Genomic DNA, 24,330 nt, shown 5'->3' on the forward strand with positions numbered 1-24,330 from the left:
CACCGTCCGCCTCCCCTTGCGGCCCTTGCCCGCCTCCACCCTCAGCCACTCCGACAGCTTGTCGGCGAACGGGTCCAGGCGGCTCGGGCGCTGGGGGACCTTGAACCGCACCTCCACGGCATCCGACCGCAGGTACTTGCGGATCGTGTTCCGCGACAGGCCCGTCCGCCGCTCGATCTCGCGGATCGGGATGCGGTCCCGGTGGTGCCACCGGCGGATCACGCTCAACAACTCCATGTCGATCACTCCGATAACCCCGGCCATCCGGCCGGGGAGGTGAACAGACACGGGTCATTTCTCAGCGAAAACTTCGGCTCCTACAGGGTCAGCTCTCAGTGCAAATCAACAACGTAGGGATTGTCCTTCACCCTGACGATGCTCTTGAACACTTCGACCACGGCCTTGCCGATCGCCACCAGCTTTGCCCCGGTCTTGGAATCCGGCAGCCGCAGCATGCCTGCACGGAGATCGACATGCTCCCATTTGAGCTTCTGGATTTCGCTGAGGCGGCAGCCCGAGAGGAGGAGGAGACGGATGCAGTTCACCGCTTCCGGCTCTGAATTCGCCTCGCGCAGCACCTTGCCGAGCCGAGCGAGTTCCTCGGGAGTAAGGTAGCGCTCGCGCTTGATCTCCTTGTATCGCTTCACCTTCCAGCACGGATTTACGCCGTCGGTCCGTATGCCCCAGGTGTGGGCGACAGTGAACATGATCGAGAGGACGCCCAGCGTGCGGTTGGCCTGATAGGGCGTCGCCTTCATCGACTGGTGAAGCTCGACCACATCGGCGCGGCTCACATCGATGATGCGGTGGGTGCCGATCTTCGGGTTGATGAACAGTTCGACCGAGCGCTTGTATTCGGCCTGGGTGGTCGGCTTGCAATGGGAGGCGACGTGCTCATCGAGGAAGCGTTGGCCGAACTCCTTCATGGTGGGCGAGGCCTTGCGCCTGTCGCGCTCGCCGGCCGGGTCGCCGCCGAGACGAACATCGGAAAGGTGCTTCATCGCTTCTGTCCGGGCGGTGTCCGGGGTCAGCGCACCATGGGTACCGATGTTGACGCGGCGAAGTCGGCCGCCGGCCCGAAACTGCGCGAGATACACTTTGCGACCGGAGGGATAGACACGCAGGCCGAAGCCTTTCAGTTCCTCATCCCAGATGAAGAATTCCCGGTCGCCGGGGGTGGCGGCATCGACAGAACGTTTTGTGATCTTGGCCATAGAACACCTAACGAACGCCGGAATCTCCGGAATCAAATCGGAATCAGTCGGGAGAAAATGGGAGCGATTCCGATCGCGTCCAAGGGTAGGCGGTCAGATGATAAATGTCAATAGAAACAATGTATTGTAGGGGTTTGGCGTACCCTGGAGGGGCGGAGAAAACCTGAGCGCTGGGGGCCTAAATCGAACTCATAACCTGAAGGTCACAGGTTCAAATCCTGTCCCCGCATCCAGATACGAAAGCCCTGGCGCCTATGGCGCCAGGGCTTTTTGCTGTTCATTCCGCCGTCGCTTGGCGCCCACGCCGGCGAAAGGGATTGCGGATCTTCACTGTCCGCGTCTTCAGCACCCGCACCGGCTGCCGGAGGGCCAGCCGAGCTCCTTCCGGGCCGCGCTGCAGATGCAGCGTGCGCTCATGGAAGGCGTCCAACCCGGGGCGATGCCCGATGGAGATGAGGGCGCTCTTCGGCAGCTCGTCCAGCACCAGCTGCATCATCGCGTCCTGGTTCTCCTCATCCAGCGCCGCCGTGGCCTCGTCCATGAAGATCCACCGCGGCTTCTGGATGAGCAGCCGGGCGAAGGCGAGGCGCTGCTGCTCGCCCAGAGAGAGCACCTGGTCCCAGCGCGCATCCTCCTCCAGCTTCTCCTGCAAATGCGCGAGCCCCACGCGCTCGAGCGCCTCCTTCCCCGTGCTGTCGGACACGGTTTCTGGCGGATTGGGATAGGACAGGGCTCCACGCAGCGTCCCCAACGGAAGATAGGGCCGCTGCGGCATGAAGGTGGTCGCCTCCCGCGGAGGCATGTGGATCTCGCCGCTTCCCCAGGGCCAGATGCCGGCGAAGGCACGGAACAATGTGCTCTTGCCCGTGCCGGACTCGCCTTTCACCAGCACCCGCTCTCCCGCCTGGATCTCGGCCGAGGCCTCGGCAATCACCACCGATCCGTTGGAAAAGGCGACCTGGACATCGCGGAAGGACACCTTCTCCTCCTCGCCCGGCTTGCCCTCGATCCGCACGATGGTGGGCTGGTCGCCATCGGCCACCATCTCCTCGATCACGCGAAGCGACTCCCGGAAGGTCAGCAGACGCTCGACGCTTGAACGCCATTCGGCCAGCCGCGGAAAGTTGTCCACGAACCAGTTCAGCGAGGCCTGCACGGAGCCGAAGGCGGAGCCGATCTGCATCAGCCCACCAAGGGTGATGGCGCCAGAGAAATAGGACGGCGCGGCCACGACGGTCGGAAAGACGGAGGTGAGCATGCCATAGGCGCTGGTGAGCCACATCAGCCGGCGCTGGCTCTTCATGAGGTCCCGGACCGCATCGGCGACATTGGTAAAGAGCAGTTGCAGCCCCCGGCGCTCATCGGTTTCGCCACCGATGAGGGCGATGCCCTCGCTACTCTCGCGGGCCCGGACGAGCCCGAAACGGAAATCCGCTTCCTTGGAGGAGCGCCAGAAGTTCAGCGCCACCATCGGCCGGCCCACCAGGTAGGTGAGGGTGGAGCCGATCACGGCGTAGAGCAGCGCGGCCCAGACCATGTAGCCGGGAATGGTGATGGCATTCCCGGCGATGGTGAGGTTCAGGGCGCCAGAGATCGTCCAGAGGATGCCAACGAAGGCGATGAGCATCACCGCCGAGTTGAAGATGCCCGTCGCGAAATCCACGGCCAGATCGACAGAGAGCCGTGCATCCTCGGCAATGCGCTGGTCCGGGTTGTCGGCCGCGCCCGCGCGGTCCAGCTGGTAGTGGCGCGCATCCGTCATCCAGACACCGAGCAGGCGCTCGGTCAGCCATTCGCGCCAGCGCAGCTGCACCAGCTGCTTCACATACAGCTGGTACACTGCCGTGATCATCGAGGAGGCGGCAAGGCCGAGGAAAAACAGCATCTCGCGCAGGAAGGCGTCGCGGTCGCGGTTCTCGAGGGCGTTGAAGAAGTCCCGGTTCCAGAGATTGAAACGAATTTGGATCAGGATCTGCAGCAGCGTCAGCGCAATCAGGCCGAAGGCCAGCCACTTGGCCTTCTTCTCCCGCAGGAAGAAGCCTCCCGCCAGGCGGAGAAAGGCACCAATGGCCCCCGTCTGGATCTGGATGTTTGCCCCTGCTGTCTCACTCACGCTGTGTCTCGCCTGTCCTGGGTCGCGATCGTCATTCGCATCATTGCGGACGTTCTGCCGGTGCCGGCAGCGGCTCCAACCTGTCGGGGCTCTCGCCGATGCGTTCCGCATCCAGCGCCTTCCCGCGCTCGGCCACGCTCGCGCCATGCCCCACCGCGGCGATGCTGCGTCCGGCGGAGAGGCGGTCGCCCAGTACCTGGGCGACGCCGGCCGGCAGGCGGATCACCACGCCTTCATCCAGCAGCACGCCGATCACGTCCCCCTGCGGCGTGTAAAGCGGCGCGCGGATGGTGCCCGACACCTCCAGGCGTTCATCGGCCGCGCGGTATTCCGGAAAGGTCCAGCTCGGCCGGTCCACGAAGCGCGGCTGGGTGTCGCCATCCTTGGCCCAGGCCAGCAAGGTGATGGCCGGCGCGCGGCGCGCACGGATGCCATAAACGATGATCGACCGGCCCGGCGGCACGGCGGCCATGATGTCGCCCGCGACATGCTCGGGGAAGATGACCTGCGGCCCCTCCCGGAAGATCAGCCGGTCCGTCTTGCCCTCGGGCGTGAGGAGGTAGCGATCCACCACGCCGCTGAAGGAGGGGAGTTGCGTCGGATCGAACCACAGCCGCCCGGTGCTACCCTGAGAAAAAGCCGGCCCCGCGACGATGGTCGCGAGGCCGGCCAGAAGCGCCGAGCGGCGGTTCATGGAGCCCTCAGATCCAGCCCCGGCCCGCCACCAGGGAGACCAGGAACAGCACGAGGAAGATCACGAACAGGACCTTGGCGATGCCGCTGGCCGCGGAAGCAACGCCGCCGAAGCCCAGCACGCCCGCGACCAGCGCGATGATCAGGAAGATGACGGTCCAGTAAAGCATGTGAGGATTTCCCTTGAAGAGGATGCGTTGCCTGAACGTGGCATGTTGATGCTGGTTGCCCGCTCGCCACGGAGCGTGGTTTCCGGGCTACACCGCCTGCCCCGGGCTGCCCCCGGCATGGGAGGAAGCCCAATCCTCCAGCTGCTTTTCCGCCTCGTCGGGGCCGAGGCCGTAGCGTTCGCGAATCCGCTCCAGCAGCATGTCCCGGCGTCCGCCGGCCTGGCGGATATCCTCGTCCGTCAGCTTGCCCCAGTTCTGGCGGACCTTGCCGCCCATGTTGCTCCAGTCTCCCGCGAGCCTGTCCCAGTCCATTGCTTCCTCCATCTCCCGCGACGATGCGGGACTCATGGCGGGCAACGGGAGGATGGGATGGGGGTTGCCGGGGGCGGGCGGCCCCGACATGGAAAGGGCCGGACCAGTCGCCTGGTCCGGCCCCCTGACGCCGCTGGAAGGCGGGAATTCAGTCGATCGAGACGCCGCCGGAAACCGCCTGGTAGGTGGCGATGGCCAGAGCGACCGGCTCGAAGGGCTTGCTGATGATGAAGGCAGGCTCCAGCCGCTCCGCCGTCAGCAGGCGCTCGGGATAGGCGGTGACGAAGATGACGGGCGTCGCCTGCTCCTGCAGGATGCGCTGCACCGCCGAGATGCCGTCGCCGCCCGGGCCGAGATTCACATCGGCCAGGATCAGGCCGGGCCGCAGCTCGCGGGCCATCGCCACGGCCTCCGCCTCGCCGCTCGCGATGCCGACCACGTTGTGGCCGCAGCTCTCCACCAACTGGCGGATGTCCATCGCGATGATCGGCTCGTCCTCGATCACCATGATGTCGGTCGCGGCCACCGCCAGCAGCGCCTCGCGCGCCTTCTCCAGCAGCTGCCGCGCCTCGGGCAGGGGAAGCCCGATGGCCAGGGCGGCATCGGTGAGGGAGAGGTCCTCGAGAGCGGTGAGGAGCAGCAGCTGACGCTGCTTCGCGGTGATGTGTTCCCCGGGGCTGTCAGGCACCATCCGGCTCACCCCGGCGAAGAGGGAGAGCGGGCCAGGCACGTCCTGCGGCAGTCCGGCCCGGAGCGCCTGCGCCACCAGCGCGTCACCGCGTGCCTGCCCGCCGGTCAGGGCCCGGGCATAGCGCCGGGCGAAGGGCAGGGTGCGAAGCAACTCCCCCTGCGTGACAGCATTCATCCGTGATAGTCCTCCGCCGCCCCGTCCGGGTGCCGCCCTTATGGCGGCCCCGCGGGGTCCTTAAATGGATCTGCCGTGCGCCGCGTCGATGCGGCACACGGTTCATTTTTTCGCCGGGTGCATGACGAACGACCAGGATTTCCGCCCGGCTCTGACGCGGCTGCTGCCCGACCTGCGGGCTTTCGCCCGCTTCCTGTCGCGCGATCCGGCCGCAGCGGACGATCTCGTGCAAGACACATTGTTGCGTGCCCTGCGGAACGAGGCGCAATGGCAGGCTGGAACCAGCCTGCGCGCCTGGACCTTCTCCATCCTTCGCAATGCCTGGTTCGAGAATCGCCGCCGCGCGGCGGCCCGGCAGCGGGCGCTCGACAAGGTTCCGGTGGAGGAGGGAATGCCGGCGGGGCAGGAGCACCGGATGGAGGTCATGGGCCTCGCCCGCGCGCTGGAGCACCTGCCGCGCGAGCAGCAGGAGGCGCTGGTGCTGGTCGGAGCCCTGGGCTTCTCCGGCGAGGACGCCGCGCGGGTGGCGGGGGTGCAGGTGGGCACGCTGAAGGCCCGTGTCTCGCGTGCGCGGAAGGCCTTGGCCGCGCAGTACGGTGACGAGGAAAATCAATCGGATACCGAGTGAATCTCACCCTGGCTTTTTCGTGATCAGGGAATTGGTAACCGAATTCGGGGGTGGTGCATTGGTCGGGTGAAGATCGACGCAGAGGGGACTACCCAGATGAGCCAGACCATCGAGACCCAGGCCACCGTCCGCCCGAGCCACAGCATGGCTGATTTCCACAAGCTGCTCGTCACCACCCTTCCGCGGCTCCGCGTGCAGGCGCTGGCGCTGACCCGCAACCGCGCCGATGCCGATGATCTGGTGCAGGCCGCGGTGACCTCGGCCCTGGCCGCCAAGGACAGCTTCGCCCCCGGCACGAATTTCGGTGCCTGGATGTTCCGCATCCTGCGCAACCGCTTCATCTCGGATGTCCGCCGCAAGCGCGAGACCACCGATATCGACGACGTGCCGAGCAGCGCCTTCGCCCGCCCCGGCGCCCAGGAGGACAGCCTGGTGATGCGCGAGCTGCGCGGCCACCTGTCGCGCCTGCCGGCCGAGCAGCGCACGGCGCTGGTGATGGTGACGGTCCAGGGCATGTCCTACGAGGAAGTGGCCGCGGCCATGGATTGCGCCGTCGGGACCGCCAAGTGCCGCGTCTTCCGCGCCCGCCAGACCCTGCAGCGCTGGCTGACCGGCGAGGAGCGCGGCGTCGAGGCCCCGAAGGTCGCCGCCTCTTCCCGCAAGTCGGCCTCTTCCCCTCGCGCCCGGCGTCGTCATACTGCGGAGAGTGAGGCGGGGATGGGGCATGCGACCCCTGTCTGAGGATGGACGAGAGTAGTCACCCGAAGGGAAAGCCGGGACCGGTGTCAAAGCCAGGACAGGGCGTGGGAAACGGGCGCGGCCAAGCCGCGCCCGAAACTGCCTTCGACCTCTGGCTGCAGCGCGGTCTGCATCAGATGTTCGATGACGTCATGCGTGAGCCGATCCCCGAGGAGCTGCTGCGCCTGATCGAACAGGACCGCAGCCAGGGATAGGGCGCCTAGCTGAAAGAGGGGGGTGATATCCGGTGCCGGACAATCTGCCCGGCGCCGCCGCGCGTGAGGATCACCCTTCCATGCTGCGGCGCGACCGATTCGCGCGGCTGAGACGCCGGTTGGCCTCGTCCCTTGGCGGCATCCGTGGCCGGATGATCGTCCTGCTGATGGTCGCGGGCATTCCCGTCGCCTCCATCGCCGTCACCAATTCCCTTCAGGACTACCAGGCCGCCCTCGATGAGGGGCGCCGCGGGGTTGAGACGCTGCGGACCCTGATGGCCGCCCGCTATGGCGTGGCCTTGGGCCTCTCGGAATCCATCCTCGCCGCCCTGGCCAGGCAGGACCCCCGGCAGAATCCGTCCCCGGACAGCCCGGCCGGGGAGGGGGGCTGCGCGGCGGGCTTCCGCCGGCTCGCCGAACTGCATCCCGGTGACATCGCCAGCCTTTCCGTCGTCGTGCCCGGCCAGCCGCCGGTCTGCGGCACCGTGCCGGCCGGCTTCGACGTCGGCCCGCTGTTGCGCGAGGCCCTGGCGAGCGGCGCCCCGGCCTATGGGGCCTTCCTCCCGGGCGGGGCCGGGCAGGCGCCGACGCTGCCCGTGGTGATGCCCGGTGTCTCCAGCGCGGGCTCCGGCACGGCGGGTTGGGCGGTCGTGGGAACGCTGGTGCTGCGCGACTATGCCGGCGCCCCCGGCACCCCGCCCAGTGGGGGGCGCGCTTCGGCCGACATGGTCTGGCTGGTCGACCGGGAAGACCGGGTCATCGCCCCCGGCCGCCCCGCCACCCCGGCCCTCGACCCCGGAATCCTCGCGCGCCTCGGGGAGAGCGGGGAGGTCGTGGAAGGACGGCGCGGCGAAACCGCCTATGCCGGGGCGAGGCTCAACCCGGGCCTCCGGCTCGTGGTCGGGCATCCCGTCGGGGCGGTGAAGGAGGCCGCGCGGGCCGTCCTGCTGCAACGGATCATGGAACTGGCGACCTTCCTGGTCGCCTGCCTGGCGGCCATCGTCGTCGGGGCGGATCTCGCGATGGTGCGCCCCTTGCGGCTGCTTTCGGCCCGGGTGCGGGGCTGGCGGCCCGGCAATCCCTTCCGGGTCAGCCCCTCCGGCACGGAGCCGCGCGAGGTGCGGGCGGTGGAGCAGGCCTTCAGCGAGGCCGCGGCGGCCCTTGCCCGGCGCGAGGCGGATCTCCGCGCCGCCCTCGAGCAGCGCGACGCGCTGATGGCCGAGATCCACCACCGCGTGAAGAACAACCTGCAGATCGTCTCCTCCCTGCTGAACCTGCAGGCCGGGCGAATCGGCGACCCCGCGGCGGCCGAGGAGTTCCTGGCCGCGCGCAACCGCGTGCGCGCCCTCGCGACGCTTCACCGCCACCTCTACATGCAGCACAGCTTCGAGGCGGTCTCGCTGGTTCCCTTCCTGACGGAGCTGACCAACCAGCAATTCGCCTCCCACAACGAATCCCCGGGCGAGCGGCTGGCGCTGAAGCTGGACGTGGCGGACATCGCCATCTCCACCGACCAGGCCGTCTCCCTTTCGCTGCTGGTGACGGAGGCGGTGGGCAATGCGGTGGAGCACGCCTTCCCCGACGACATGCGCGGCACGGTCTGGCTCACCCTTGCGACGGATGGTAGCGCGGCGGAGGGAGGCGAGGTGACGCTGACCATCCGCGACGATGGAATCGGGCTGCCGGACCGCAAGGACAGGCCGCGCGGACTCGGGCTTCAACTGATGGAAGGCTTCGCCAAGCAGCTCGGCGGGCCGCTGGTCGGCGGAAGGGTGGAAGGCGAGGGCGGGGGGACGCGCTGGACCGTCCGTTTCCCCGTGCGGGAGAACCCGGCGCCGCGCGCAATGACCTCCTGAACGCGCCCCGGCTGAACCTGCCCGCGGATCAGTGCGGGAGGGCGGCGGTCTGGAAGTCGCCCGGCCCGAAGGCCGTCATCACCAGTCCCGCGCCCTCCATGAGGGCATTGAGTTGCGCATAGGCCACCGGCATCGCGATCAGGGCGGCCAGCAGCACCATCATCGAGACGCGACCGATCTGCATGGCCCGCTCCTCTCTTGCCGGGCGCCATCCGTCCGGCCACCCTTCTTAAACGCGGAAGCGAGCCGGCCGGTTGCCCTTGCATCCTCCCGGAGTCCGGGGGCAGGCGAGGGACGGCGATGCGCGACGGGTGCGGGACGCAGGATGCGACGTCGCGCAACCGCCCTGCCGGGGGCGCGTTGCCGTGGGGACCAAAGACATGTCCTTAGGAGGGACCGATGGCCGCGAACACTGACGCAGGCAAGGCAGTCGACGAGGCGGCCACCGCCGTGAACGACGCCACCACCAGCGCCGCCGAGCAGATCGCCGCCCTGCGCAAGCAGGTCGAGGAGCTGTATGCCGACCGGCAGAAGTACCTGTCGCAGGCGATGGATGCCGCGGAGGGCTATGCCGCCCGCGCCGCCGACACCGCCCAGGTCCAGTATGAGCAGGTGGCGGACCGCGTGCGGGAGCGCCCGGCGCAGTCGCTGCTGATCGCCGCGGCGGTCGGCTTCATCCTGGCCCGAATCCTCGGCCGCTGAAGGAGGGCGGAGGATGCTGCGGACCTTCAGCCTGGTCGGAATGGCGGCGCAGGCGGAAGGTCGCCGCCTGAAGGCGAAGGCGAATGCCACCGCCCGGAGCGTCGCATTCTACGCCGCGGCCGGCCTCATGGGCCTGGCCGCCTTCGTGATGCTGCATGTGCTGGGCTGGCACGCGGCCCGGAACAGCTTCGGGCCGGTGCTTTCGGCGCTGATCGTCATGCTGGCCGATCTGGTGATCGCCGGAATCCTGGTTTTCCTGGCCTCGCGGAACACCAAGCCGCGCGAGGAGATGGAGGCCGAGGCAGTGCGCAACGTGGCGCTGACCGGGGCGGCCCAGTCGGCCGTCAGCGGCTTCACCACCCAGGCGGCCCCGCTGATGGCGCTGGGGGGCATCGCCCTGGCGGCGCTCTGGCCGAAGCTGCGGGGCGGCCGCCGCATGTGACGGCCGCGTGACCAGTGTGGCAAGCTGGGGCACCTCCGAAGGGAGGTGCCCTTTTTGCTGCGTGGCGTCTGTCATGGATTGGTCATAAAACTGCAACGCAGGTGACGCTGCCCCCGCCTAGAAGGCCCCCGCCGGCCGAAAGGCCCGGCCGAAACTGCGGAGATCATCCGGTGATCCATCGTCGCCTCGCCCTGGCGGGCCTCATCGCCCTCGCGGCCACCCCGGCCGCCATGGCCCAGACCACCCAGATCACGGGCGCTGGCGCGTCCTTCCCCAACCCCGTCTACCAGCGCTGGGGCGAGGGTGCGAAGGCCGCGGGCCTGCAGCTCAACTACCAGTCCGTCGGCTCGGGCGCCGGCGTGAACCAGATCCGCAACCGCACGGTTGATTTCGGCGCCTCGGACGCGCCGCTGAGCCAGCAGCAGCTCACCGAAGGGAACCTGATGCAGTTCCCGACCGTGATGGGCGCGGTGGTGGCCATCGTGAACATCCCCGGCGTCGCCGAGGACCAGCTGCGCCTCACCGGCGAGCTGCTCGCCGACATCTACATGGGCAAGGTCACGAAGTGGAACGATCCCCGGATCGTCGAGCTGAACAACGGCGTGACCCTGCCGAACCTGGCGATCGCCCCGGTCTACCGGGCGGACTCCTCGGGCACGAGCTTCGTCTTCACCTCCTACCTCTCCGCCGTCTCGGCCGAGTGGAAGCAGCGCGTGGGCGCCGGCACCTCGGTGCGCTGGGGCACGGGCGCGGGCGCGCGGGGCAATGAAGGCGTGGCGGGCACCGTCCGCAACACCCGCGGCGGCATCGGCTATGTCGAAAACGCCTATGCCTCCCAGAACCGCCTCGCCACCGCGCAGCTGCGCAACAAGGCCGGCCAGTTCGTCCGCCCGAGCATGGAGAGCTTCCAGGCCGCGGCGACCAATGCCGACTGGACCGTGCCGGGCTTCGCGGCGAGCATCATCGACCAGCAGGGCGCGACCTCCTGGCCGATCGTCTCGCCGACCTTCATCCTGCTGCCGACCAACTCCACCGATATCGAGCGCACCCGCGCGGTGATGCGCTTCTTCGACTGGGCGTACACCAATGGCGGCGCGGCGGCGCGGGAGCTGGAGTACATCCCGCTGCCCGAGACCGTGCAGAACGCGGTGCGCGCCGCCTGGTCGCAGATCCAGGTCAACGGCCAGCCGGCCTGGCCCGCGCGCTGATCCGGACCCGCCCGGCGGCTCCGAGCCGCCGGGCGACCCCCTGAACCGAGGAAGACCGCGTGGCCCAGGTCGCCGTCCCAGAAGCCTTCCCCGCCGCCCCGGCCCGCCCCGCTACACGGCGCGGCAGCGGCACCGGGGATGCGGTGTTCGCCACCCTCTGCCGCGCGGCGGCGGCCCTCGTGCTGCTCCTGCTGGGCGCTATCATCATCGAGCTGTTCCTCGGTGGGCTGCCGGCCTTCAAGGCCTTCGGCGCGGCCTTCCTCACCTCTACCGAATGGGACCCGGTGCAGGATCTCTACGGCGCGGGGGTGCCGATCTACGGCACGATCCTGACCGCCATCCTCGCCCTGCTCATGGCCGTCCCGCTTGCCTTCGGCATCGCCTTCTTCCTGACCGAGCTGGCGCCGGACTGGATGCGCGGGCCGGTGGGCACCGCGATCGAGCTGCTGGCCGCGGTTCCGTCCATCATCTTCGGCATGTGGGGGTTCTTCGTCATCGTCCCCGTCATGGCCAGCACCATCCAGCCCGCCATCATCGACACGGTGGGCGAACTGCCCCTGATCGGGGACCTGTTCCAGGGGCCGCCCTTCGGCACCGGCCTGTTCACCGCCGCCCTTATCCTCGCGATCATGGTGCTGCCCTTCATCGCCGCCACCATGCGGGACGTCTTCCTGCAGGTGCCGGGCGTGTTCAAGGAGAGCGCCTACGGCCTGGGCGCCACGCGGTGGGAGGTGATGCGCCGGGTCGTGCTGCCCTACACCCGTATCTCGGTGGTCGGCGGCATCATGCTCGGCCTCGGCCGCGCCCTGGGCGAAACGATGGCCGTGACCTTCGTCATCGGCAACGCCAACCGCATCACCGCCTCGGTCTTCGGGCCGGGCAACACCATCGCCTCCATCGTCGCCCTGGAATTCGGGGAAAGCGCGGCGGGCAGCCTCAAGCTCTCCTCGCTGCTGGCGCTGGGCTTCCTCCTCTTCGTCATCTCCTTCGCGGTGCTGGCCCTCTCGCGCTGGCTGCTCCGCTCGCGGCTGAAGGGCTGAGCGCCATGTCCGCCACCACGGCCTCCGCCGCTCCCCGCTCCTCCATTCCCGGCCGCGCCAAGGACCAGCGCGCCTCCGTCGCCCTCGGGCGCCGCCGGGCGCGGGTCGATGCCATCATCCGCATCCTCTGCACGGTCGCGACGGGGCTGGGCCTGCTCTTCCTCGTCTCCATCCTCGCCACCCTGGTCGTGAAGGGCGCGGGCGGCATCTCGCTCTCCGTCTTCACCGAGGTGACGCGCCCGCCGGGGTCCCATGGTGGCCTGCTGAACCCGATCATCGGCAGCCTCATCCAGGTGACGCTCGCCACCCTCATCGGCACGCCCATCGGCCTGCTCGTCGGCACCTACCTCGCGGAATATGCGGGCAACTCCCGCTTCGGCCATGTGGTGCGCTTCGTCTCGGACGTGCTGCTCTCGGCCCCCTCCATCCTGATCGGACTCTTCGTCTACCAGCTGCTCGTCCTTCCCTTCGGCGGCTTCTCCGGCTGGGCGGGGGTGGTGGCGCTGGCCATCATCGTCATCCCCGTCGTCGTCCGCACGACGGAGGACATGCTGCGCCTCATCCCGAACACGCTGCGGGAGGCCGTGATCGGCCTGGGCGCGCCGAAGTGGAAGATGATCGTGCTGGTCTGCTGGCGCGCCGCCATCTCGGGCATCATCACCGGCGTGCTGCTGGCGGTGGCCCGCGTGGCCGGCGAGACGGCGCCGCTGCTCTTCACCTCGCTCGGCAATCTCAACTGGTCCCTGAGCCTTTCCCAGCCCATGTCGAGCCTGCCGATCACCATCTACTCCTATGCCGGCTCTCCCTATGAGGACTGGATCACCCTGGCCTGGGCCGGCGCGCTGATCATCACATTGGGCGTGCTGGGCCTGAACATCGTGGCGCGCGCCGTGCTGCGCGCCCGCCGATAGGGGACGCCTGAGGGAAACCCATGAATCAGAATCTCGGCACCGACACCGCGGCCCCCGCGGCGGCCACCCAGGCCCCGGCAACGGCCCAGCCGCCCTCCGGCACCTTCGGCGGCATGGCGGCCCGTTCCTCCGCCCTGATGAACAAGGCGCGGATCGCGATCCGCGATCTCGACTTTTACTACGGCACGAACAAGGCCCTGAAGAGCATCTCGCTCGATCTGCCGGACCGGCAGGTGACGGGCATGATCGGCCCCTCCGGCTGCGGCAAGTCCACGCTGCTGCGCGTGCTGAACCGCATGTACAGCCTCTATCCCGGCCAGCGGGCTGAGGGGCAGGTGATGCTGGACGGCCAGAACATCGTGGACCCGGACATGGACCTGAACGCGCTGCGCGCGAAGGTCGGCATGGTCTTCCAGAAGCCCACGCCCTTCCCGATGACCATCCACGAGAACATCGCCTTCGGCATCCGCCTGCATGAGAAGCTCTCGCGCGCGGAGATCGAGGAGCGGGTGGAGTGGGCGCTGACCCGCGCGGCGCTCTGGCCGGAGGTGAAGGACCGTCTGCATTCCTCCGCCATGGGCCTCTCGGGCGGCCAGCAGCAGCGCCTCTGCATCGCGCGCACCATCGCCGTGCGGCCGGACGTGATCCTGTTCGACGAGCCGACCTCCGCGCTCGACCCGATCAGCACCCTCAAGATCGAGGAGCTGATCGACGAGCTGAAGCAGGATTTCACCATCGCCATCGTGACGCACAACATGCAGCAGGCGGCGCGCTGCGCCGACCAGGTGGCCTTCTTCTACCTGGGCGAGCTGGTGGAGGTGGCGCCGGCGGCCGACCTGTTCACGGCGCCGCGCCAGAAGCGCACGCAGGAATACATCACCGGCCGCTTCGGCTGAGGCGGAAGGGCAGGATCATGGATCGTCCGGTGGAGCATATCGTGAAATCCTATGAGGAAGAGCTGAAGCGGCTCCGTGAGCTGATCGCCCGGATGGGCGGCCTCGCCGAACGGCAGGTGGCCGATTCCGCCTATGCTCTGGTCCGCCGGGATTCCGAGCTGGCTGGCGAGGTGGTGGGCCGCGACGCGCCGATCGACGCGCTGGAGCGGGAGGTGGATTCCTTCTGCGTGCGCCTGCTGGCCCTGCGCCAGCCCATGGCGAGCGACCTCCGCTTCATCGTCGCCGCGCTGAAGATCAGCCAGGACATCGAACGGATCGGCGACTACGCCCGCAATGTCGCCAAGCGCGCCATCATCGTCTCGGGCCAGCCCTTCATCGGCGGGGTCAACGGCTTCCAGTGGATGGCGCAGCTCGTGCAGCGCAACCTGAAGGACAGCATCGACGCCTTCGTGCGCGACGACGCCGACCTCGCCGAGCGCGTCTGGGCCGCCGATGCGCCGGTGGACGACATCTACACCGGGATCTTCCGCGAGATGCTGACGCATATGATGGAGGATCCGCGCAACATCACGGCCTGCACGCATATGCTCTTCATCGCGAAGAACTTCGAGCGGATCGGCGACCACGCGACCAACATCGCGGAAACGGTGCACTACGCCGTGCGCGGCGCGGTGCTGCCCGAGGACCGGCCCAAGGCCGACGTCTCCAGCGAGCTGCCGGCCCCGCCACAGGCACCCGCCGCATGAGGGCCGGCGCTCTTCCCGACGGCCAGCGCCCCACCATCCTGGTGGTGGAGGACGAGGCCCCGCTGCTCACCCTTCTCCGCTACAACCTGGAGAAGCAGGGCTTCCGCGTGGAGGAGGCGACGGACGGGCCGGAGGCGCTGATCCGCGTCGCCGAATCCAAGCCCGACCTGATGCTGCTGGACTGGATGCTGCCCGCCATGTCCGGCCTCGAGGTCTGCCGCCAGCTCCGGCGCCGCGCCGAGACGCGGGACCTGCCGATCATCATGGTCACTGCCCGCACTGAGGAAGCGGACGCTGTCCGCGCGCTGGACACCGGGGCGGACGACCATATCGGCAAGCCCTTCACCATCGAGGCGCTGCTGGCCCGCATCCGCGCCGTGATGCGCCGCTCCTCGGGCCCGTCCACCAAGGGCGCGCTGTCCTGGCGGGACATCACCATGGACCAGGACGCGCACCGCGTGACCCGCGCGGGCCGCACCCTGCATCTGGGCCCCACTGAGTACCGCCTGCTGGAATTCTTCCTCCAGCACCCCGGCCGCGTCTTCTCGCGCGAGCAGCTGCTGGACGCCGTCTGGGGGCGCGACATCCATGTGGAATTGCGGACGGTGGACGTGCACATCCGGCGCCTGCGGAAGGCGGTGAACGGGGAAGCCGACTCCGACGTGATCCGCACCGTCCGCAGCGCCGGTTACGCGCTGGACGCCGAGGCCTGATCCTCCGGTGTCGGTCTGTCCCGGGGAGAGGAAGAAGGAATTCTTCCTCTCCCCGGACCCCGCACCATCATCTTCTTTTTCAGGTTTAGATTCACTGGGCTGACGGTGCGCCTCGGGTCCTGGCCCGAGGCGACTGCAAGGGCAGGAAAAGCGCCTTAGCCCGCGACCCCACTGATCCGGGGTATCCACGGCAGTCAGACGGGGTTCCAAGGGCCTCAGGCCCTTGGCGGGTTGAAGGCGGAGCCCTCTCTGTTCCCAAGCGTCGCCGCCCGCCCTATCTTCCGGGCCAGGACAGGGGAGGCGGGGTTGGACGCTGCGGCGCTGCGCCACGAGATGCCGCCCGAGGTGGATGCGCTGCCTGCGCTTCTCGACCGGCTGGAGGAATTCGCGGAGGGCGCGGGGTTGTCCCCTCGGGCCGCCCAGCATCTGGCCCTGGTGACCGAGGAGCTGGCGGCGAATGTCGCCATGCATGCGGCGGGCGCCACTCTGGTGACGGTGGAGGCCAGCCGCCAGGGCGACTCGGTCCACCTCCTCATCGAGGATGACGGCCCTCCCTTCGACCCGCTCTCCGTCGCCGAACCGGACCTCGATGCGGGGGTCGAGACGCGCGATGTGGGCGGGCTGGGTGTGCATTTCGTGCGCCGCATGACCCGCGAGGCGCATTACGAGCGCCGTGATGGACGGAATCGCCTGACGGCCCTGCTGGACGCGGGGTGAAGCGGGGGGCAAACATCGTTCCCGACCGGCTCCTTGCGCCGGACCTGACTGGAGATGCCATGCAGATCGCCGAGAACAGGGAAGGCGCGACGACCATCGCCTCGCTGGAAGGCCGCCTTGATACCGCCACCGCGCCGGCGACGGAGGAGAAGCTCCTCTCGCTGCTGGATGCCGGCCCGCTCGTGGCCGACATGACGGGGGTGCGCTACGTCTCCTCCGCCGGGCTGCGCGTGCTGCTGAAGGCGGCGAAGCAGGCCCGTACCAAGGGCGTGGGCTTCTCGGTCTGCGGCCTGCAGCCGGCCGTGCGGGAGGTCTTCGAGATCTCCGGCTTCGACAAGATCATCCCGCTGCACGCCACCCGCGCCGACGCGCTCGCCGCGGGCTGACCGCCCGGGGCGCCGCGGCGGGGAGGGGAGGGCGCCATGCCCGCCATGCGGGCCCTCTGCCCTCCCGCTCCGCGTGAACGGGCGGAGGCCGGCCTGGCCACCCTGGCCGGGCTCGCGCCTTCGGAGGTGTTGCGGCGCCGGCTGGACCGGGCGGCGCCGCTGGTCCGGGCGCTCGATTCGCCGCCCGGCCTCGATTCCCCGGGCTGGGCCGCCCTGCTCGACGCCGTGACCGTGCAGGAGACGCGGCTGTTCCGCGCGGCTCCGCAGCTTCTCCTCCTGGCCGCGATGATGCCGGACCTGCCTGGGCAGCCGGCCCGCCTCCTTTCGGCCGGCTGCGCCACGGGGGAGGAGGCATGGAGCCTCTCCGTCCTTGCCGCCGAGGCGGGAATCGAGGCGGAGGTGGTCGGGCTGGATCTCTGCCGCCCCGCCCTTGCCCAGGCCAGGACGGGGCGCTTCCCCGCCGGGCCGCCGGATGCGCTCCGGGAGGTACCGGCCTCGCTGCATGCCCGTTTCGGGCAGGATGCAGGCTGGGTGGTGCCGCGTGCTCCGGCGCCGCTGTTCCGCCGCGCGAACCTTCTCGAACTACCGGCCGATCTCGGCACCTTCGGCGCGATCCTGTGCCGCAACGTGCTGATCTACCTGTTGCCGGAAGCGCGGGAAGCGGTGCTCCGCGACCTCGTCACGCGGCTGCGGCCCGGCGGGGCTCTTCTGCTCGGCCCGACCGACCTCCCCCCTTCCGACCTGCCCTTGGCGCCGGAGCCCGGCGCGCATGCGGTCTGGCGCCGGCTGTGAGCGCGACCGGAATCCGGGCGGGTCACACCGTCCTTCGCCTGCCGGAGGGCGCCTCGGCCACCGCTGCTCCGGTGCTCCGGCCCTTGCCGGGCGGAGGCGGGCAGCTTTGCGTGGGGCTGCTGGGCGGCGGGGCCCTGCCGGCCTGGATCCTGCCTGGCGCCACCCGGCCGGCCCAAGCCTGGGCGCTCGTGCCCGGGCCGGAAGGCGCCGTGCTGCTGGGTGGCGACTCCCTCGTCGAGGCGCCGCCAGATGCCGCGCCGGTGCCCCCTCCGCCCTTTCCGCCGCCCCGCCTGCGCCTGGCGCGCCGGGATGAACCCGCCGAGGCCGCGGAGGCCATCCCGCTGCCATCCCGTGGTGGGTTCCGCCTCGCCCTAGCGGGCGGTGCCGCCGATGTGCCCTTCGCAGCGCTGGACCGCCTGCTGCCCATGCCGCCGCTGCACCCGATGCCCGACGCGCCCCCGGCTGTGCGCGGCATGGCCTGGACCGCGGCCGGCGCGGTGCTCGTGGCCGATCCCGCCCTCCTCGGCGCCACCGGGCAGGAGGAGGCGCCGCTCCTCGCCGTGCTTCTGGCCGGGGGGCGGCGCATCGGCCTTCCCTGCCGCGCGGCCGCGCCCGTCGCGGAGGCTCCGGCCAGCCTTCCCGGGCCGCTCCTCTCGCCGGCGCTGCTGGGCATGGCGCCCCTTGCCCTGCCGCCCGCCGCCGAGACACCGGTGCCACGGCGCCTGCTGCTCCTCGCCCGCGCAGCCGGCGCAAGCTTCGCCCTGGCGATCGAGGAGGTCGTTGCCATCCTGCCCCCCGCCACCCCGCGCAACCAGGGGCGTGGCCCGGTTGCCGGAATCGCGATGCATCGGGGGGATGTGCTGCCCGTTCTGGATGCCGGGCGACGGCTGGGCCGGGAGCCGGTGCTGGCCGCGCGCGCGGCCGTGCCCATGATCCGCCTGCCCGGCGCGGAACCCGCGGCCCTGGCAGTATCCGCGGTGCTTGGCCTGCGGCAGGTCCCGGAAGCGGACCTCGCCCCGGTCGCAGGGGCGGGGCTGGTCGCGAGTGTCGCGCGGCTGGAGGGCGCGGTGATTCCGGTGCTGCGTGCCCGCGCGCTGCTCGCGCCCCTGCTCGCGCCCCTGCTCGCGCCACAGCACGCGCCGCTGGGCGGGGCGCAGGAACCATGATCCGTGCGCTGGTGGTGGACGATTCCTCCTTCATGCGCATGGCGCTCCGCCGGATCATCGAGGCCGATGGGGATCTGCGCGTGGTGGGCGAGGCCAGCGAGGGGCAGGCGGCGGTGGAGCTCGCCGCCCGCCTCCACCCGGACATCGTGACCATGGACCTGGAGATGCCCGGCCTGGACGGCATTGCCGCGACGCGCCGCCTCGCCGCCCTGCCGGACCCCCCGGCGGTGGTGATGGTGAGCCACCACACGCGGGACGGCTCCGAGCACGCGCTGGCCGCCCTGGCCGCCGGCGCGGCGGATGTGCTCTGGAAGGGCTCCTCGCTCGGCGGGCTGGACCTGGCGCAGATCGACCGCGAGCTGCGCGGGCGGCTGCGCCATTGGGCGGGGCAGCGCTCCCGCCCGAACCCCCTGCCGGCCTCGCTGCCTCCCGCGCCCCCGCCTCCGGCCCGACCGCAGCCTGGCCCGCGCTCCGCTTTGCCACCGGCCGCGCCACCCGCCTTGCCCCTGGCCCCGCCCCGGTCCCGGCCCGGTTGCGACGTGGTGGTGATCGCCTCCTCCACGGGTGGGCCGGATGCCCTGGCGACCCTTCTCGCCGCCGCCGGGCCGCTGGCCGTCCCCTGCGTGGTGGCGCAGCACATGCCCGCCGATCTCGGCCCCGATTTCGTCCGGCACCTGAACCGCCGCAGCGGCGCCCTGGCGGTGCTCGGCCTGCATGGCGCCGCGCTCCGCCCCGGCGAGGTGGCGGTGATCCCGGGCGCGACGGACGGCTTCCTCGCGCGCGGCGGCGAAGGGCTGGTCCTCCGCCTCGGCCGGGGGGAGGGGGTGGTGCACCCCTCCGCCGACATCCTCTTCCGCTCCGCCGCCCTCCTGGCGCAGCGTGCGATCGGCGTCGTGCTTACGGGCATGGGGCGCGACGGGGCGGAGGGGGCGGCCGCGATGCGGGAGAGGGGGATGACCGTGCTGGCGCAATCGCCGGAGAGCTGCGTCGTCGCGGGCATGCCCGGCGCGGTGATCGAGGCCGGGCTGGCGGAGGAGGTGGCGGCCCCCGCGGCCCTGGGGGAGCGGCTCCGCGCGCTCGCGGTGCCGCGCAGCCTGCCGGGCCGGAGCTGGGGAACGGCATGAGCGGCACGGCGCTAGATCCGGAACTGCTGGCGCTCTTCCTCCCGGAATGGGAGGCGGAAGCGGGCCGCCTCGCTGCGGCGGAGGAGGAGGCGGCGCAGCGCCGTTCCCTGGATTCCCTGCGCGGCCTTGCGGCGGGCGCCGAGATCGGCTCGCTGCGCGCCGCGCTACGTGCGCTGGACCCCTTGCCCGAGCCCTTCGACGCCAAGGGCACCGCCGGTGCCCTGCTGGCCCATGCGCGGACCGTGGCCGCCGCGGGGCACGACCTGCCCTTCGAGGCGCCGCCGCCCGAATCGCGGGCCCCGGCTGCCGGGCCGGTACGGGTGCTGGTGGTGGATGACAGCGCCATGATGCGCCGGCTCGTGCGGGAAAGCCTTGCGGCCGACCCCGCTTTCACGGTGGTGGCGGAGGCCGCCGATGGGCGGGAGGCGCTGGCCCGCATCGCGGAGGACAGCCCGGGGCTCATCATGCTCGATATCGAGATGCCCGTGCTGGACGGGCTGGGCGTGCTGCGGGACTGGGCGCTGCGCGGCACGGGCGCCGTGGTGGTCGTCTCCTCCGCCGCCGTGCCCGGGGGCGAGGTGGCCACGGAGGCGCGGCGCCTGGGCGCCAGCGCGGTGGTGGGCAAGCCCTCCGGCGCCTTTTCCCCCGATCTGGGCGAGCGGCAGGGCGAGGCGATCCGCCGTGCCGCGCGCCGGGCAGCCGGGCTGCCGCCGGTGGAAGCGCCATGATCGAGGATGCCGCCCTCTGGGAGGGCTTCGCGGCCGAGAGCGAGGAGCATCTCGACACCATCGAGCGCCTCCTCTCCGGGCCGGTGGAGGGGGAAGGGGTGAACACGCTCTTTCGGGCCTTCCACAGCCTGAAGGGCATGGCCTCGGTGCTCGGCGCGGCAGGGATGCGGGATGTCGCCCATGGCTGCGAGGACCTGCTCGGCCTCGCTCGCGCCGGGAAGCTCGCCGTGGCGGGCGGCGTGGCGGACGGGCTGATGGCCGCCGTGGATGGGCTGCGCGCCCTGCGGGCCCGGGTCATCGAGACGCATCGCGACGCCCCGGCCGAGGCAGCGCTGCTGCGCCGGATCGCCGCGCTGGCGGAAGGCGACGCCGCCCCGCCCCCAACTTTGCCCTCGCCCCCAGTTGAGCCTCTCACGGCCCTGGCCATGACGGCGGATCCGCTGCTCGGCGCCTTCGCCTCGCGTTGCGCGGCGGCGGCCGCCGGCCTGGCCGCCCTCTCGGCCGGGCGCGAGGAAGCCGCCCTGGCCGAGGCGGCAGACCTCGCCGCCGCGGCCCGGATGATGCGCCTGCCCGGCCTTGCCGCCGCGCTGGACCAGTTGGTGGAAGCCGCCGCTTCGCCCGCGGCCCTGCCCTCCCTCGGCCGCCTGCGCCGCTGCCTCGCGCTCCTGGCGGCGCGCGCGGGGGAGGCGGCGGGGGCCGATTCCATCCCACGGGCCGCGCGGGGCGCGGTGGACACGGCGGGGCTCGCCGCCACGGCCGAACGCCTCGCCGACCCGCCGGGCGGCCATGCTGCCCTGGCCGCCGCGGCGCGGGATGCCGCCGCCTCGGCCTGCGCCCTGGGGCAGGACGCGCTGGAGCGCGCCCTCCTGGCGCTGGAGGACCTGGCGGACCGCGCCGCCGACCCGGACGCGGCCGCTCTGCTCGGCGCGCGCGGCCCCGCCCTGGCCGAGGCGATCCGCCATGCCGGCGGCGGGGGCGGCGCGCCCCTGGCCGGGGCGGGCGGCGATTCACGCGTTCCGGCCGGCTTCCTGCCCCTGCTGAGCGAAACCGCCCGCCAGCGCGCCGCCGCCGCCCTGGATTCCGGCGCTCGCCTCTATGTCGCGCGGCTCGCCATGGGGCAGGGGGATGCGCTGGAAGCGGCCATCGCGGATGCGCTGCGGCCGGAGGCCGAGATCCTGGGCAGCCGCACCCTGCCCGGAGCCAGCCCGCCACTCCTGGAGCTCCTGCTCGCCAGCGCCGCCGAGCTGGACGCCCTCTCACGCGCCGCCACGGCGGCCGATCCCTCGCGCCGCGTCCTCCTCTCCCTCTCCGTCGCCGAGGAGGAGGCCTCCCACGCCCCCGCCACGGCGGGGGGCGCGACGATGCGTGTGCGGCAGGAGCTGATCGACGGGATCATCGCCCTGGAGGCCGAGGTCCGCGCCGCCTCCCTCGCCCTGGCCGAGGCGCTGCGCGAGAGCGCGCCGCGCACGGCGATCGCCCGCCTCTCGGTGCTGGCGGGCAAGCTGGAGGGGGCGGCGGGGCGGGAGCTGACCGAGCTTTCCGACCACCTGCGCGGCTTCGAGGACACGCTGGAGGAGGCCGAAAGCCGCCTCTCCTTCTCCCTCCGCCGGCTGGACGAGGCGGTGATGGAGCTGCGCGTGGTGCCCGTGGGCACCCTCTTCGCCCGGCTGCCGCGGGTCGCCCGGGCCGTCGCCGAGCCGGCGGGCAAGGAGGTGGAGGTGGTGCTGGAGGGGCAGGAGGTGGCGATCGACCGCTCCCTCGTCGAAACCCTGGCCGATCCGCTGCTCCATCTCATCCGCAACGCGGTGGACCACGGGATCGAGACCCCCGCCGAGCGCCGGGCCGCCGGCAAGCCGCCGCGCGCCCTGCTGCGCATCTCTGCCGCCCGCCGCACCGGCGGCATCCGCGTGCGGGTTTCCGATGACGGGCGCGGCATCCATCATGACCGCGTCCTGGCCCGGGCGGTGGAGCGGGGGCTAATTTCGGCCGAGGAGGCGCCCGGCCTCTCGCCTGCGCAGATCGAGGCGCTGCTCTTCCGCCCCGGCTTCTCCACGGCCAGCACGGTGACGGAGACCTCTGGCCGCGGCGTCGGGCTGGACGTGGTGCAGGATGCCGCGCGCCGCGCCGGCGGCACGCTGGAGGTGGCGAGCACCCCCGGGCGGGGCACGAGCTTCACCCTGCGCCTGCCGCTGACCGCCGCCACCCAGGCGGTGCTGCTGCTGGAGGTGGGCGGACACCCCTATGCCATCCCCACCGCGCGGGTGGAGGCGGTGCTGGAGGGCGAGGGCGACGGACGGCCGGTGCTGCGCCTGGCACCGCTCCTGAGCCTGCCGGAAACCCCGCTCGGCGCCGTGGTGGTGGTGCGCGCCGCCGCCGGGCCGCTGGCCCTGGGCGTGGACCGGGTGCAACGCCGCGCGGACATCCTCCTGCGGCCCCTGCACCCCGCCCTGGCCCGCATGCCCGGCGTGGGCGGCGTGGGGGTGCTCGGCAATGGCGAGCCGGTGCTGCTGCTGGAACCGGACGGGTTGGGCGGCGAGGGCTAGGGCCGGCTAGGCGGGGCTCGCGGGGCGGCCGGGGCGAGGCTTCTCAGCCCCCGCATCCCCCTTCTCCGCCCCTTCCACCGGGCCCGGCAGGGGCAGGGAGGCGAGCAGGGCTTCGAGCTCGCGCAGATTCACCGTGCCCGTCTTCTCCAGCACCGTGCGGACCTGGGCGCGGATGGTGGCGAGGCTCACCCCCCGCCGCTCCGCCAGCTGCTCCGCCCGCGTGCCGCCCGCGAGGCCGGAAGCGACCTCGGCCTCCGCCGCGGTGAGGCCGAAGAGATTCTGGAGCAGGGCCGTGGGCGGCGGAGGACGGTCCAGCGGCCGTAGCAGCACGAGCGCGAGGCCGGGCACCGGCCCGGGCGGGCCCGCGCGCCCATTCCCGTTCGGGCTCAGGGCGCCGGGCAGGGGGGAGACGAGGAGCGCGACGGGGTCGCGCCGCATCTCGGGCCGGGGAAGCAAGCGGAAGGCGCCGCCCGCCCGGCGGAGCAGCGCGACCCCTTGCACCAGCGCCGCCAGCCGGACGTTCTCCTCGACACCCGGCAGGCGGAAAACCAGCGGCGCGCCCGGGCGGGAACCATCCCGCATGATGCGCAAGCCGGCGCAGGGCCCGCTCAACCTCGCCGCGGCGGCATTGGCGTGCCGGACCACGAGATCCGCATCGAGGACCAGCGCCGCCTCGGGCAGGGCGTCGAGCACGCGCAGGGGGAGGGAGGCCGCGGTGCCGCGCAGCCGCTCCCGGAGCTGAAGGCCGCGTTGCAGATGTGGCAGGACGGCGTTGAGCAGGCTGACGGTGTCGGGTCGGAAGGGTTCCGATCCCTCTGGCCGCTGCAGGCCGAGATTGAAGAATCCGGCCTCGCCCAGGCGGCCCACCCCGCCGACGACCCATTCCAGCCCGATCCGGCGCCCGAAATCATTGTAGAATTCCGTCCGCCGGTACTCCTCCTGGGGCAGCACGCTCTCGCCGCGGACCGCGCGCAGGCGGGGGCTGCCGGTCAGCGAGGGCAAGAGGCGGGCCAGCCAGGGGTCGATGTCGCGGTAATGCTCCACATAGGCGCGGATATCTGCCGCGTCGAAGGGGGCCACGTGGAGCGGTTCCAGCTCTCCGCCGGCACCGCTGCCGATGAAGAGCGATGCGCTGGCCGCACCGAGGACGCGCTGCAGGGCCTGAACGGCCGCGGACCAGGACGCCTCCTCCGCGGCCGCCGCGTAGATCGTCGCAATGATCGAAGCCCTGTCGTCCATCCATCCTCAGCTTCTCGCCGGAGCAGAGGGCGGTCGACTCACCCCGGGTTGTCCGGCGCAGTAGCGGACGACCGACATCATGAACGGCCTGGAAAATACGGCGATCCTCAATATTGATGATGGCGGGGATCGCGGAAGTGTGAATGCTAAGCTGGTGGACATCAGGAGGGGTG

The 24,330-nt window shown here is 71.2% G+C and carries 27 protein-coding genes and 1 pseudogene; 19 read left to right on the forward strand and 9 right to left on the reverse strand.

Annotation, left to right across the window (positions count from 1 at the left end):
* From BUB97_RS16435 to BUB97_RS16465, 7 genes and pseudogenes are all read right to left on the reverse strand, one after another.
* Window positions 1-237 (reverse strand): annotated as a pseudogene (locus BUB97_RS16435) (IS21 family transposase); the annotation flags it as partial.
* A gap of 95 nt (window positions 238-332) precedes the next feature.
* Window positions 333-1,214, reverse strand: coding sequence for a tyrosine-type recombinase/integrase (locus BUB97_RS16440; protein WP_245818330.1), 882 nt, complete (start codon window positions 1,212-1,214; stop codon window positions 333-335).
* Between the two features lie 277 nt (window positions 1,215-1,491).
* Entirely contained in the window at window positions 1,492-3,327 is a 1,836-nt protein-coding gene (locus BUB97_RS16445; RefSeq protein ID WP_073136692.1) for an ABC transporter ATP-binding protein/permease, read from the reverse strand.
* A gap of 40 nt (window positions 3,328-3,367) precedes the next feature.
* A complete protein-coding gene (locus BUB97_RS16450) occupies window positions 3,368-4,021 on the reverse strand; it encodes a hypothetical protein (RefSeq protein WP_073136694.1) in 654 nt (217 codons plus the stop codon).
* Between the two features lie 7 nt (window positions 4,022-4,028).
* On the reverse strand, window positions 4,029-4,190 hold the full coding sequence (locus BUB97_RS16455; RefSeq protein ID WP_073136696.1) for a DUF1328 domain-containing protein: 162 nt from the start codon (window positions 4,188-4,190) through the stop codon (window positions 4,029-4,031).
* An 87-nt stretch (window positions 4,191-4,277) separates the two neighbouring features.
* A complete protein-coding gene (locus BUB97_RS16460; protein ID WP_073136698.1) occupies window positions 4,278-4,502 on the reverse strand; it encodes a CsbD family protein in 225 nt (74 codons plus the stop codon).
* Window positions 4,503-4,650: 148 nt separating this feature from the next.
* On the reverse strand, window positions 4,651-5,367 hold the full coding sequence (locus BUB97_RS16465) for a response regulator (RefSeq protein ID WP_073136700.1): 717 nt from the start codon (window positions 5,365-5,367) through the stop codon (window positions 4,651-4,653).
* A 121-nt stretch (window positions 5,368-5,488) separates the two neighbouring features.
* Here BUB97_RS16465 and BUB97_RS16470 point away from each other — a divergent pair, with 121 nt between their 5' ends.
* From BUB97_RS16470 to BUB97_RS16480, 4 genes are all read left to right on the forward strand, one after another.
* Window positions 5,489-5,995, forward strand: coding sequence for a sigma-70 family RNA polymerase sigma factor (locus BUB97_RS16470; protein WP_175562656.1), 507 nt, complete (start codon window positions 5,489-5,491; stop codon window positions 5,993-5,995).
* A 144-nt stretch (window positions 5,996-6,139) separates the two neighbouring features.
* Entirely contained in the window at window positions 6,140-6,736 is a 597-nt protein-coding gene (locus BUB97_RS16475) for a sigma-70 family RNA polymerase sigma factor (RefSeq protein ID WP_073136824.1), read from the forward strand.
* A gap of 62 nt (window positions 6,737-6,798) precedes the next feature.
* The gene (locus tag BUB97_RS26280; protein ID WP_245818332.1) at window positions 6,799-6,948 is read left to right on the forward strand and encodes a NepR family anti-sigma factor; all 150 of its coding nucleotides are present in this window, start codon (window positions 6,799-6,801) and stop codon (window positions 6,946-6,948) included.
* Window positions 6,949-7,028: 80 nt separating this feature from the next.
* A complete protein-coding gene (locus BUB97_RS16480) occupies window positions 7,029-8,804 on the forward strand; it encodes a sensor histidine kinase (protein ID WP_139281366.1) in 1,776 nt (591 codons plus the stop codon).
* A 28-nt stretch (window positions 8,805-8,832) separates the two neighbouring features.
* Here the strand turns inward: BUB97_RS16480 and BUB97_RS26285 are convergent, their stop codons facing one another.
* Entirely contained in the window at window positions 8,833-8,988 is a 156-nt protein-coding gene (locus tag BUB97_RS26285; RefSeq protein ID WP_175562658.1) for a hypothetical protein, read from the reverse strand.
* A gap of 215 nt (window positions 8,989-9,203) precedes the next feature.
* On the opposite strand from BUB97_RS26285, the gene BUB97_RS16485 reads away from it, so the two are divergent.
* The 15 genes from BUB97_RS16485 (at window position 9,204) to BUB97_RS16555 (ending at window position 22,918) form a co-directional block, all read left to right on the forward strand.
* Window positions 9,204-9,506, forward strand: a complete 303-nt coding sequence (locus BUB97_RS16485; RefSeq protein ID WP_073136704.1) for a DUF883 family protein — start codon at window positions 9,204-9,206, stop codon at window positions 9,504-9,506.
* A 13-nt stretch (window positions 9,507-9,519) separates the two neighbouring features.
* Complete coding sequence (locus BUB97_RS16490) at window positions 9,520-9,948, forward strand: phage holin family protein (protein ID WP_073136706.1); 429 nt, start codon at window positions 9,520-9,522, stop codon at window positions 9,946-9,948.
* 170 nt (window positions 9,949-10,118) lie between these two features.
* Window positions 10,119-11,156 (forward strand): phosphate ABC transporter substrate-binding protein PstS, encoded by a 1,038-nt coding sequence (pstS, locus tag BUB97_RS16495; protein WP_073136707.1) that lies wholly within the window; start codon window positions 10,119-10,121, stop codon window positions 11,154-11,156.
* A gap of 59 nt (window positions 11,157-11,215) precedes the next feature.
* Entirely contained in the window at window positions 11,216-12,196 is a 981-nt protein-coding gene (gene pstC / locus BUB97_RS16500; RefSeq protein WP_073136709.1) for a phosphate ABC transporter permease subunit PstC, read from the forward strand.
* Window positions 12,197-12,201: 5 nt separating this feature from the next.
* On the forward strand, window positions 12,202-13,107 hold the full coding sequence (gene pstA / locus BUB97_RS16505) for a phosphate ABC transporter permease PstA (protein WP_086062263.1): 906 nt from the start codon (window positions 12,202-12,204) through the stop codon (window positions 13,105-13,107).
* 113 nt (window positions 13,108-13,220) lie between these two features.
* Window positions 13,221-14,003, forward strand: a complete 783-nt coding sequence (pstB, locus tag BUB97_RS16510; protein ID WP_073136828.1) for a phosphate ABC transporter ATP-binding protein PstB — start codon at window positions 13,221-13,223, stop codon at window positions 14,001-14,003.
* Window positions 14,004-14,020: 17 nt separating this feature from the next.
* Window positions 14,021-14,749 carry a phosphate signaling complex protein PhoU gene (gene phoU, locus BUB97_RS16515; protein WP_073136711.1) on the forward strand — a complete coding sequence of 243 codons (729 nt, stop codon included), beginning with the start codon at window positions 14,021-14,023 and terminating at the stop codon, window positions 14,747-14,749.
* Window positions 14,746-15,462 carry a phosphate regulon transcriptional regulator PhoB gene (phoB, locus tag BUB97_RS16520; RefSeq protein WP_073136713.1) on the forward strand — a complete coding sequence of 239 codons (717 nt, stop codon included), beginning with the start codon at window positions 14,746-14,748 and terminating at the stop codon, window positions 15,460-15,462. The genes phoU and phoB overlap by 4 nt, the downstream gene beginning before the upstream one ends.
* A gap of 306 nt (window positions 15,463-15,768) precedes the next feature.
* Window positions 15,769-16,179: an ATP-binding protein gene (locus BUB97_RS16525; RefSeq protein ID WP_086062264.1), complete on the forward strand. Its 411-nt coding sequence runs from the start codon at window positions 15,769-15,771 to the stop codon at window positions 16,177-16,179.
* A 59-nt stretch (window positions 16,180-16,238) separates the two neighbouring features.
* Complete coding sequence (locus BUB97_RS16530) at window positions 16,239-16,565, forward strand: STAS domain-containing protein (RefSeq protein ID WP_073136715.1); 327 nt, start codon at window positions 16,239-16,241, stop codon at window positions 16,563-16,565.
* A 36-nt stretch (window positions 16,566-16,601) separates the two neighbouring features.
* Window positions 16,602-17,357, forward strand: coding sequence for a CheR family methyltransferase (locus BUB97_RS16535; RefSeq protein ID WP_073136717.1), 756 nt, complete (start codon window positions 16,602-16,604; stop codon window positions 17,355-17,357).
* On the forward strand, window positions 17,354-18,523 hold the full coding sequence (locus BUB97_RS16540) for a chemotaxis protein CheW (protein ID WP_139281367.1): 1,170 nt from the start codon (window positions 17,354-17,356) through the stop codon (window positions 18,521-18,523). Before BUB97_RS16535 ends, BUB97_RS16540 begins: the two co-directional genes overlap by 4 nt.
* The gene (locus BUB97_RS16545) at window positions 18,520-19,647 is read left to right on the forward strand and encodes a chemotaxis protein CheB (protein WP_073136721.1); all 1,128 of its coding nucleotides are present in this window, start codon (window positions 18,520-18,522) and stop codon (window positions 19,645-19,647) included. The genes BUB97_RS16540 and BUB97_RS16545 overlap by 4 nt, the downstream gene beginning before the upstream one ends.
* A complete protein-coding gene (locus tag BUB97_RS25525) occupies window positions 19,644-20,375 on the forward strand; it encodes a response regulator (RefSeq protein WP_086062265.1) in 732 nt (243 codons plus the stop codon). Before BUB97_RS16545 ends, BUB97_RS25525 begins: the two co-directional genes overlap by 4 nt.
* The gene (locus tag BUB97_RS16555; protein WP_073136723.1) at window positions 20,372-22,918 is read left to right on the forward strand and encodes an ATP-binding protein; all 2,547 of its coding nucleotides are present in this window, start codon (window positions 20,372-20,374) and stop codon (window positions 22,916-22,918) included. The genes BUB97_RS25525 and BUB97_RS16555 overlap by 4 nt, the downstream gene beginning before the upstream one ends.
* A gap of 6 nt (window positions 22,919-22,924) precedes the next feature.
* Here BUB97_RS16555 and BUB97_RS16560 read toward each other — a convergent pair whose 3' ends face one another.
* Window positions 22,925-24,157, reverse strand: a complete 1,233-nt coding sequence (locus BUB97_RS16560; RefSeq protein WP_073136725.1) for a helix-turn-helix transcriptional regulator — start codon at window positions 24,155-24,157, stop codon at window positions 22,925-22,927.
* Between the last annotated feature and the right edge of the window lie 173 nt (window positions 24,158-24,330).

It is taken from the genome of Muricoccus roseus (assembly GCF_900141905.1).
In the GTDB taxonomy this organism is placed as follows: Bacteria; Pseudomonadota; Alphaproteobacteria; order Acetobacterales; family Acetobacteraceae; genus Roseomonas; species Roseomonas rosea.

Bases quoted from the DNA above. Each gene is read 5' to 3' on its own strand.
- BUB97_RS16460 (WP_073136698.1), bottom strand. From the start codon at position 4,502: ATGGACTGGGACAGGCTCGCGGGAGACTGGAGCAACATGGGCGGCAAG.
- pstB (WP_073136828.1), top strand. From the start codon at position 13,221: ATGGCGGCCCGTTCCTCCGCCCTGATGAACAAGGCGCGGATCGCGATC.
- phoU (WP_073136711.1), top strand. From the start codon at position 14,021: ATGGATCGTCCGGTGGAGCATATCGTGAAATCCTATGAGGAAGAGCTG.
- BUB97_RS16455 (WP_073136696.1), bottom strand. From the start codon at position 4,190: ATGCTTTACTGGACCGTCATCTTCCTGATCATCGCGCTGGTCGCGGGC.
- BUB97_RS25525 (WP_086062265.1), top strand. From the start codon at position 19,644: ATGAGCGGCACGGCGCTAGATCCGGAACTGCTGGCGCTCTTCCTCCCG.
- phoB (WP_073136713.1), top strand. From the start codon at position 14,746: ATGAGGGCCGGCGCTCTTCCCGACGGCCAGCGCCCCACCATCCTGGTG.
- BUB97_RS16490 (WP_073136706.1), top strand. From the start codon at position 9,520: ATGCTGCGGACCTTCAGCCTGGTCGGAATGGCGGCGCAGGCGGAAGGT.
- BUB97_RS26285 (WP_175562658.1), bottom strand. From the start codon at position 8,988: ATGCAGATCGGTCGCGTCTCGATGATGGTGCTGCTGGCCGCCCTGATC.
- BUB97_RS16535 (WP_073136717.1), top strand. From the start codon at position 16,602: ATGCCCGCCATGCGGGCCCTCTGCCCTCCCGCTCCGCGTGAACGGGCG.
- BUB97_RS16555 (WP_073136723.1), top strand. From the start codon at position 20,372: ATGATCGAGGATGCCGCCCTCTGGGAGGGCTTCGCGGCCGAGAGCGAG.
- BUB97_RS16475 (WP_073136824.1), top strand. From the start codon at position 6,140: ATGGCTGATTTCCACAAGCTGCTCGTCACCACCCTTCCGCGGCTCCGC.
- BUB97_RS16440 (WP_245818330.1), bottom strand. From the start codon at position 1,214: ATGGCCAAGATCACAAAACGTTCTGTCGATGCCGCCACCCCCGGCGAC.
- BUB97_RS16485 (WP_073136704.1), top strand. From the start codon at position 9,204: ATGGCCGCGAACACTGACGCAGGCAAGGCAGTCGACGAGGCGGCCACC.
- BUB97_RS16545 (WP_073136721.1), top strand. From the start codon at position 18,520: ATGATCCGTGCGCTGGTGGTGGACGATTCCTCCTTCATGCGCATGGCG.
- pstA (WP_086062263.1), top strand. From the start codon at position 12,202: ATGTCCGCCACCACGGCCTCCGCCGCTCCCCGCTCCTCCATTCCCGGC.
- BUB97_RS16465 (WP_073136700.1), bottom strand. From the start codon at position 5,367: ATGAATGCTGTCACGCAGGGGGAGTTGCTTCGCACCCTGCCCTTCGCC.
- BUB97_RS16480 (WP_139281366.1), top strand. From the start codon at position 7,029: ATGCTGCGGCGCGACCGATTCGCGCGGCTGAGACGCCGGTTGGCCTCG.
- BUB97_RS16560 (WP_073136725.1), bottom strand. From the start codon at position 24,157: ATGGACGACAGGGCTTCGATCATTGCGACGATCTACGCGGCGGCCGCG.
- BUB97_RS16530 (WP_073136715.1), top strand. From the start codon at position 16,239: ATGCAGATCGCCGAGAACAGGGAAGGCGCGACGACCATCGCCTCGCTG.
- BUB97_RS16470 (WP_175562656.1), top strand. From the start codon at position 5,489: ATGACGAACGACCAGGATTTCCGCCCGGCTCTGACGCGGCTGCTGCCC.
- BUB97_RS16450 (WP_073136694.1), bottom strand. From the start codon at position 4,021: ATGAACCGCCGCTCGGCGCTTCTGGCCGGCCTCGCGACCATCGTCGCG.